The organism is Kitasatospora sp. NPDC058965 (assembly GCF_042741245.1).
Taxonomy (GTDB): domain Bacteria; phylum Actinomycetota; class Actinomycetes; order Streptomycetales; family Streptomycetaceae; genus Kitasatospora.
In genome coordinates this window covers 24259-31382 of the sequence record NZ_JBHYKG010000068.1, presented here as the reverse complement: position 1 = coordinate 31382, position 7124 = coordinate 24259, and the positions used below count along the sequence as shown (strand labels likewise).

General features: G+C 72.4%; 10 protein-coding genes. 2 read left to right on the top strand and 8 right to left on the bottom strand.

What is annotated here, in order from left to right; translation table 11 throughout:
• Nucleotides 1-59: 59 nt before the first annotated feature.
• The 4 genes from ACFW1A_RS14385 to ACFW1A_RS14370 all read right to left on the bottom strand — a co-directional run bounded on the left by ACFW1A_RS14385 (nucleotide 60) and on the right by ACFW1A_RS14370 (nucleotide 2689).
• A complete protein-coding gene (locus ACFW1A_RS14385; protein ID WP_380408736.1) occupies nucleotides 60-1124 on the bottom strand; it encodes a hypothetical protein in 1065 nt (354 codons plus the stop codon).
• Between the two features lie 42 nt (nucleotides 1125-1166).
• Complete coding sequence (locus tag ACFW1A_RS14380) at nucleotides 1167-1682, bottom strand: hypothetical protein (protein WP_380408734.1); 516 nt, start codon at nucleotides 1680-1682, stop codon at nucleotides 1167-1169.
• 63 nt (nucleotides 1683-1745) lie between these two features.
• Nucleotides 1746-2477 carry a DegT/DnrJ/EryC1/StrS family aminotransferase gene (locus tag ACFW1A_RS14375; RefSeq protein ID WP_380408732.1) on the bottom strand — a complete coding sequence of 244 codons (732 nt, stop codon included), beginning with the start codon at nucleotides 2475-2477 and terminating at the stop codon, nucleotides 1746-1748.
• Nucleotides 2456-2689 carry a hypothetical protein gene (locus ACFW1A_RS14370; protein ID WP_380408730.1) on the bottom strand — a complete coding sequence of 78 codons (234 nt, stop codon included), beginning with the start codon at nucleotides 2687-2689 and terminating at the stop codon, nucleotides 2456-2458. Before ACFW1A_RS14370 ends, ACFW1A_RS14375 begins: the two co-directional genes overlap by 22 nt.
• Nucleotides 2690-2701: 12 nt before the next feature.
• On the opposite strand from ACFW1A_RS14370, the gene ACFW1A_RS14365 reads away from it, so the two are divergent.
• Nucleotides 2702-3400: a hypothetical protein gene (locus ACFW1A_RS14365; RefSeq protein ID WP_380408729.1), complete on the top strand. Its 699-nt coding sequence runs from the start codon at nucleotides 2702-2704 to the stop codon at nucleotides 3398-3400.
• A 14-nt stretch (nucleotides 3401-3414) separates the two neighbouring features.
• On the opposite strand, the gene ACFW1A_RS14360 is transcribed toward ACFW1A_RS14365, so the two are convergent.
• From ACFW1A_RS14360 to ACFW1A_RS14345, 4 genes are all read right to left on the bottom strand, one after another.
• On the bottom strand, nucleotides 3415-3570 hold the full coding sequence (locus ACFW1A_RS14360) for a hypothetical protein (protein WP_380408727.1): 156 nt from the start codon (nucleotides 3568-3570) through the stop codon (nucleotides 3415-3417).
• Nucleotides 3571-3822: 252 nt separating this feature from the next.
• Entirely contained in the window at nucleotides 3823-4131 is a 309-nt protein-coding gene (locus tag ACFW1A_RS14355; protein WP_380408725.1) for a hypothetical protein, read from the bottom strand.
• 70 nt (nucleotides 4132-4201) lie between these two features.
• A complete protein-coding gene (locus ACFW1A_RS14350) occupies nucleotides 4202-5062 on the bottom strand; it encodes a sugar phosphate nucleotidyltransferase (RefSeq protein WP_380408723.1) in 861 nt (286 codons plus the stop codon).
• 79 nt (nucleotides 5063-5141) lie between these two features.
• The gene (locus ACFW1A_RS14345; protein ID WP_380408721.1) at nucleotides 5142-5852 is read right to left on the bottom strand and encodes a PIG-L deacetylase family protein; all 711 of its coding nucleotides are present in this window, start codon (nucleotides 5850-5852) and stop codon (nucleotides 5142-5144) included.
• 346 nt (nucleotides 5853-6198) lie between these two features.
• On the opposite strand from ACFW1A_RS14345, the gene ACFW1A_RS14340 reads away from it, so the two are divergent.
• Nucleotides 6199-6939 (top strand): NUDIX hydrolase, encoded by a 741-nt coding sequence (locus ACFW1A_RS14340; RefSeq protein ID WP_380408719.1) that lies wholly within the window; start codon nucleotides 6199-6201, stop codon nucleotides 6937-6939.
• Nucleotides 6940-7124 lie beyond the last annotated feature (185 nt).

Genomic DNA, 7124 nt, shown 5'->3' with positions numbered 1-7124 from the left:
GCCCCTCTGCCCTGCGATCCAAGGACCGCAGGGCAGAGGGGCCATGCGCTGATACCCCGTCAGAAGCCCGTGGTCCAGCCGAGGGCCTCGGCCACAGTTCGGACGCCGGTCTCCAGGGTGAAGGTGACAGCCAGGCTCCCCCCGTCGAGCTCACTGCCGAGCTCCTCGAAGTGGTCGGCCAGTGTGCCAGGCTCGAAGGAGTCCGACAGGACGTGCCACGGCGGGCGATGGCCGGGACGCTCCTGGCTCTGGGTCCCGAAGGAGACGGCGTAGGCGATGACTGCCGGCCACAGCGACTCCACCAGATAGTCCTCGCGGTCGGTCTGCGGATCGTCCGGGTCCTCCTCAAGATCCTCGGCCAAGGCCGCGCGGAAACGCTCGCGCAGGTCCGGGTGGGCAATGTCAATGGCGGCAACGACCGCCTTCAGGCTGGCCCCGGGGCCGAGCGCGGTGAGAGCGGCTGGACGGGGACCGGGTGGGAGCCAGATCCACAGCAGCAACGGATCCGACCAGTGCTCGGCAGGGAGATACAGCCCGCCAGCTTGCCCAAGGTGGTCGACGAACGCCTCTCCGCCACCGCAGGCGAGCAGGGCGACAACGGCGGACCAGCCAGCCGGGACGGTGAGGTCCTCGTTGATGAGACGGTCGATCTCAAAGGCCAGCCGGGTGGGGTGCGCGGCGGCGAACAGGTCGCCGTCGAAGACGCAGGCCGGGCAGACGGTGAGCTTGTCGCTGGTGGTGGGGGCCAACAGGTGCTGCTTGGGGTAGCGGTCGCCGCAGATGGAGCAGCTGGCGGCGTCGGCGAGCTTGGCGATCTCCTGCCCGCGTGCTTGGGCCAGCGCGGCTGACACCTCGGCGACCAGGTCCGCCGGGCCGGTGGTGGCCGGCACCCGATGGACCATCGCCTCGCCAGTATTGATGCTGATCCGGGGGGCGATGAACGTGAACTCCGGGACGGCGGTGAGGTCCACGCGATCGGCGTCATCGGGATCAGCGTCCCAGTCCTCCTGACTGGGCCGGGACATGAGCGACCAGAGCGGCCCGGGGTAGCCGGCCCACTGGCCCCCTTCCGCGAAGCCGTCCGACTCGACCGGCCAGCCGGCCGCGCTGAACGCACTGATCATCCTCCGCTGCCGCCGGGGCCGTGCGATCGACGGTCAGGTCGTTCACGGCCCTGCGCTACTTCGCCCTCGACGGCAGGGACCACCCGAGCCACAGGGCTCAGCGCGGAGGTGGGCCAGGGCGTGGGCGGGGTCGGCCAGGTGGAGGCCGGGGCGCTGTTCGACACGGATCGCGTCGAACGCGGCCGGGCCCATGATGCCGGTGACGGCGACCCGGCGCCCGCTGACGATGGCCCGGTGGAGGGTGCGGAACACCGGGGCGCCGTCGGCGTCGGTGACGTTGGCGCACACCGTGATGCCGTACAGCTCCGGGGTGTGAAGGTGGTTGGCGAAGCCGTGGTTTCCGGGTGCCACGGCGTCGTAGAGGCGGGTGAGGATCTGCCGCTCGACGGCGCCGCGCCCGAGCTGGTGGTAGCCGGTGCCCTCGAACCAGTTGCCGCAGTCGACCACCAGGTGCGTGCGGCGGGCGTGGTGGAGGTGGTCGAGCAGCGGGACGACGCGGCCCAGGTTGGAGTGGACGTCGGTGGTGGCGGTGATGCCGAACAGCTGTCGGACGGTCATGGGGATGCTCCCGGGCTGGGCGGGGGCCGGGCCGTTGCCCGGCCCCCGCGGGTCGACGGATGGTCAGGCGTGGGTGGCGGCCACCGCGAGGACGGCCTCGCCGATCGCCTCGGCGATCTCCTTGTTCTCCGCCTCGCTCATCAGCGGGTGCAGGCACGGGGTCAGCAGCCGGCCGGCGGTGGCTTCGGCGAGCGGCAGGTGCTGGCCCGTGGTCGCCTCACCGATCAGCTGGTGTCCCAGGTGGGTCGGGCGCTCGCCGGGCAGGCTGCCCAGCCCGTGCCGCACCGCCAGCACCCGCCGGACCTCGTCGCGGCCGGCCGCGCCCCAGGTCGGGGGCAGCAGCAGGTTGTAGAGGTAGTGGGTGTGGGCGCGCCCGATGCTCGGCGGCAGGACCAGTCCCGGCACCGGCAGCTCCCGCAGGAGCGCGGTACGCTGCTCGGCCAGCCGGATCCGCCGGTCGTTCATCTCGCCCAGGCGGCGCAGCTGGACGAGGCCGACGGCGGCCTGCACCTTGCTCAGCTTGTAGTTGCTGCCCAGCAGGCAACCCTTGCCGAAGCTGCGCAGCCGGCGCAGCCGCACGGCCAACTCCTCGTCGAAGGTGGTGACCATGCCGCCCTCGCCGAGCGTGGTCATCGCCTTCTTCGACTGGAAGCTGAACACCGTCGCCCAGCCGGCCCGGCCGACCGGGCCGAGCTCCGTCTCGGCGCCCACCGCGCGGGCGGCGTCCACCACGATCCTCGCCGGCCCGTACTCCGGGTTCGGGTGACGCTCGGTCAGGTCGAGCAGGGCCCGCATGTCGGCGGGCAGGCCGTTCCCCAGCCGGCGCCGGCCCGGCCCTGGGCGCGGACCACCTCCAAGCCCTCCGGCAGGCCGAGCAGAACCTGTACGCGCAGGACCGCGACCATGGCTCCGCCGACCTCGGCCAGCAGGCCACCACAGCCCTGCACACCGCCCACACCTGGCTGGCCCAGGGCCGCTACAGCGAAGCCCTCGGACGCCAACTCCACAGCGCCACCGGCATGCTGTCGGTCGCCGCAGGCTGGCTCGCGCTGGATGCCGGACGCACCGCGGACGCCCGCTCCCTCTACACCGAGGCGCTCGCCAGCGCCCGCCAAGGCGACGATCCAGGGCTGGAAGCCCATGCCTTCGCGTGCCTGTCCCAGCTCGCCCACGCCACCGGCCGCCCCCGCGAGGCCGTGGGCACCGCCCAGGTGGCGCAGCGCGCGGCCGCCCAGCTCGGATCACCGCGCTGGCTGGCGCTCCTGGCGATGCGTGAGGCCCGCGGCTGGGCCCTCCAGGGCGACCGCGCACTCACTGAGGCGGCGATGGTGCGCGCCTTCGACCTCTACGCCAAGGGGCCACGCGACGCTGACCCCGACTGGCTCGAGTTCTTCGTCCCCGGCGAACTGGCGGGCCTCGAATCGCTGTGCCGGGCCGATCTCCACCAGTACGACCGCGCAGGGGCGGGCGCCGAGCAGGCGGTGATGCTGTTCGCCGGCGGCCACGCCCGCAACCGCGCGCTCTACACCGCCGACATCGCGCTCCATCACGCGCACAGGGCCAGACCCAGTTCCACGGAGCGCACCAAGGCGCACATGCGCAAGGATGGTTTGGTACCGTGCCCGGGTACGGCGGAGGCGCACTCTGCCGTAGGAACGACGGGCGCCCCGGCCAGTTGCGTTGGTCGGGGCGCCCTTGCCTTGTCCTGCCCTGCCTAGCCCGTGCGGTGGTGCTACTTCTTGAGCACTGCCGTGATCAGCATGCCCAGTCCGGTGAGCGCGGAGACCGCACGGTAGTTGCGGCTCAGCCACCGCCAGAAGGCCTCCGGGTACCGCTGCAGGGTCCTGTGGAACCTCCGGTACCAGTGCCGGTCGGGCTTGCGCTCCATGGCGCGTCCTCTCGTCGATCTGCCGGCCGAGTTGCCGGCCAGGGGTAGGACGAGAGGGGGCGCCGCCCTCCGGGTACCCGGCGGGCGGAGCGGTGCCGTCCCCGGAGCCGAGGCCCCGGGTGGGCACAGGATCACGAGACCACACCCCTGTTTTGAACGTCAAATCACGCCCGCCCCTGGCCTCGGAGAATCGGCATCTTTGCAGCTGAGCGCGCTGTTTGACGATCCGTTAGGAGTAGCTGACGGCTCGTCCTAACGGAGGTCGGCGGCCGGGGTGCGCGCCCCGGCGGGGTTGGGCGTGAGGAGGTCGGCGGCCACCACCGGCAGGCCGATCCGGTCGGCGGCGGCGACGCACAGCGCGTCGGCCATGCTCAGCAGGAAGCCGTTCTCGGCAGCGCCGCTGACCAGGTGCAGGGCGTGGGCGGTGTCCGCGGCCAGGGCGGCGCGGTGCTCGTCGGCGCCGGGCCGCTGGACGCCGAGCACCGCGAGGTCGGTGAGCAGCGGGTCGGCCTGCGCGTGGGCGCCGGCCCGGGCCAGCGCGATTTCGGGTCCGCCCGACACCGGTCCAACCATCGGATCATCGGCCCGGCCTAATCGGCTGGCGTAGGGCTCGCGGTGCTGGCCGATGCGCTCAGCGCCTGCTGAGGAATCTCCGCGCCGAGCACGCGATGGCGGTGTTGGCGGCGTGCAGGCCAGTGGGGGTCCCGCAGTCGTGGAAGGCTCCCAGGATCGGGTGGATCAGTGTGGGGTGGTCGGCGGCGAAGGCGGTGATCGCGTCGGTGGCGCGGAGCTCTCCGTTGGCCGCCGGCTGGACCGCTGCGAAGTACGGCAGGGCAGATGCCGGGAGGAGGGAGCGGCTGATGTCGATGTAGGCGGTGCGGCGCTGCCCGTCCTCGGGAGCCCAGCTACGGAGCCTGTCGAGCAGCAGGCGCGACCCGGTCCCGGCGCGGGGCTCGACGATCCCGTACCGCAGGGGCTTGTCGGAGGGCCGGGTGGTGACGGCGATTGCGGCCGCGGTCCGGGCGTCGCGGCGGGCGGCAGCGAGGTCCGCGAGGTCGGATCCGCGGTCGAGGCGCAGCAGCAGGTCGTCGCCGGAGACGAGGAGGAAGTCGTCGTCCGCGATCCAGTCGGCGGCGCAGAGCGGGGGCAGGGCCGTGCCGTAGAGGCCGTTGTCGCGGGGCTGCTCGATGATGGTGAACTCGGCGGCCGGCGGTTGGGCGATCGGCTGGTACTTGTCCTGCCAGCCTCGGGCGGTGAAGTAGTGCTTGAGCTCCGGGTCTTCGGTGAGGTAGTGCCGGACCTGGCGGGTGCACTCTCCGGGCGCGGTGACGACGGCGATCTTTTGGGCGCCAGCGGCGATGCAGTCGGCGACGGTGTAGGCGAGCAGGGGCTTGTTCCAGGCGGGCAGCATGCACTTGGGGGTGGTCTTGCCGACCGGGAACCAGCGGCTTCCGACGCCGGCGGCGGCGATGACGGCCTTGAGAGTGGTCATGATTCACCTCTCACGAGAGCGGACAGGTCCACAGGTGCTCAGGTGACCGCCCCAAGCCGGGGGACCTGGGCGATGGGGTTCAGCGGCGCGGGTCGGCCTGCTGGCTCAGTAGCAGCAGGGAAGGGGCGAGTTCCTCGAAGTAGCGGCACTCACCGGCCTGGGCGGGGAGCAACGTCCAGCCCGGCCCGGCGGCGCGCCAACGGGTGTAGTCCTCGGTGAGGTAGTAGCGGCCGGCCTGCGTTTGGTGGGTGTGGAGGGCCTTGATCTTGTCGGCGATGTACGGGGTGATGTCGACGAGCACGGAGGTGGTGAACTCGTGGCGCGGGGCGTGCGGCTTGCCGTGCAGGATCGTCGTGCAGGTGGGCACCCGCGCGGCCGCGTTCAGTGCGGCGCGGGCGACAGCCAGGTGGTCCTGGTGGTCGACCCCGGTGTGGAGGGCGTGGGTCAGCAGCACGGTGCAGCCCAGGCGCAGCAGCGCGGCCTCGATGGCGGTGACCAGCTCGCGGTCAGCGCTGAGGGCTCCGTCTTCGAAGCCGAGGCACTCCACCGCGATTCCGGTGTCCTGGTAGGAGGCCTCGATCTCGGCCAGGCGCTGGGTCGTGGTCAGCCGGAGCCCGGTGGCCTGGTCGGCGACGGAGACGCCGTTGACGCCGTGGGTGACGAGCAGCACGGTGACGCTCGCACCGCAGCTGCGCCATGTGCGCAGGGTGCCGTAGAACATCAGCGCGTCGTCGTCGGGGTGGGCGACCACGGCCACCACGCGGGCGCCGCTGTTCAAGGTGATCGACATGTTCACTTCCCGTGGAGTCTCGGCGGACCCGGGCGGGCGGACTGATTCGCGGGGCTGCGCCGCCGCGCCGAGGCCATCACACCGCCGTGCCGGGCGTGTGGGGAGGGCAGACGAGGGGGCCGACAGAGCGCGTGAGGGCCCATGCCGCAGTTACTACAAGCTCCGGGGGAACGGCGTCCCTCAACGGGGTGGTTCTGCCGGGAACGAGATGACGGGCCGGTCCCGTGAGGCGGCGTTGCACGAGGGACTCCGGCGGCCGGCCGTGGCGGGCAGGGCAAGGTAGCACAGCCGGGCCGGTTGCGCTCAGCGCGGCGAACGAGGCTCCCCGGTCTGCCACGATGAGCAGGTGACCGACTCTGCTGTTGAGTTCTTCGATGCCCGTGCGCTGCGCCTGCTCGAAGTGCCGGTGCCCCCGCTGTCGTCCGAGGAACGGGCGGCCATGGACCGGTTCTGGGAGGAAGCGGTCGCTCGTCAGCCGGCTCTGTTCGACGGCCCGGCGGTGGCCTGCATCGCGGTCGAGAACACAGGTGATGAGCTGCTGCTGTCGTGGGCTCGGGTCACCTACCGCTACCGCGCGCTGCGCCGCCTCGAAACCTGCTCGTGGCTGCCCGCGTCGGTGTTCGTCACCGTCTTGCAGCCGGTTGAGGACGGCGGGCTGATCGTCGGGCGGAACTCGGGATCGACCGCGTCCCCGGGCCGGTGGGCGCTGCCCGGCGGATCGGCGGAGCCCCCGGCGGAAGACGGGACCCTTGACCTGGCGGCCCTGCGGCGCCACGCGGCGCAGGAAATGGTGGAGGAGGTCGGGGTGACTGCCGACCCCGAGGACATGGCGGTGTGGGGCGTCACGCGGGGCGAGTTCGGCAACATCGGCGTCCACTTCGTTGCTCCACCGGTTACGGCCGGGCTGGCGCACAAGCACCATGAGGCCTTGGTGGAGGCCGAGGCCTCGCGCGGCGCCGCCGCCGAGCTGGACCAGCTCGCGGTGGTCCGCTCCGCGGCGGACGTGGCCGCGCTCGGCCACTGCGCGGACTTCCTGCCGCAGGTTGTCACCCGCTACAACACGCAGCGGACCCTGCCCGCCGCCTGACCGCCCCCCGCTGATCCCCATCCGTGGCCGACCGGGACCTTCCCGGCCGGCCACGGGCGTGTGTGCCCGCCTGCGGACCGTCGGCCCCCTTGTGGGCCCTGCCGCCGTCGGCGGCCGGAGGGCTGTGATGGGGCCGGTACAGATCGGCTGTACCGGGACCTCACCCCTGGGGGACGCCATGTCCG

Excerpts from the sequence above, each read along its gene's own strand:
- ACFW1A_RS14385 (WP_380408736.1), bottom strand. The coding sequence starts at position 1,124 with ATGATCAGTGCGTTCAGCGCGGCCGGCTGGCCGGTCGAGTCGGACGGC.
- ACFW1A_RS14380 (WP_380408734.1), bottom strand. The coding sequence starts at position 1,682 with ATGACCGTCCGACAGCTGTTCGGCATCACCGCCACCACCGACGTCCAC.
- ACFW1A_RS14375 (WP_380408732.1), bottom strand. The coding sequence starts at position 2,477 with ATGCGGGCCCTGCTCGACCTGACCGAGCGTCACCCGAACCCGGAGTAC.
- ACFW1A_RS14365 (WP_380408729.1), top strand. The coding sequence starts at position 2,702 with ATGCTGTCGGTCGCCGCAGGCTGGCTCGCGCTGGATGCCGGACGCACC.
- ACFW1A_RS14360 (WP_380408727.1), bottom strand. The coding sequence starts at position 3,570 with ATGGAGCGCAAGCCCGACCGGCACTGGTACCGGAGGTTCCACAGGACC.
- ACFW1A_RS14350 (WP_380408723.1), bottom strand. The coding sequence starts at position 5,062 with ATGACCACTCTCAAGGCCGTCATCGCCGCCGCCGGCGTCGGAAGCCGC.
- ACFW1A_RS14345 (WP_380408721.1), bottom strand. The coding sequence starts at position 5,852 with ATGTCGATCACCTTGAACAGCGGCGCCCGCGTGGTGGCCGTGGTCGCC.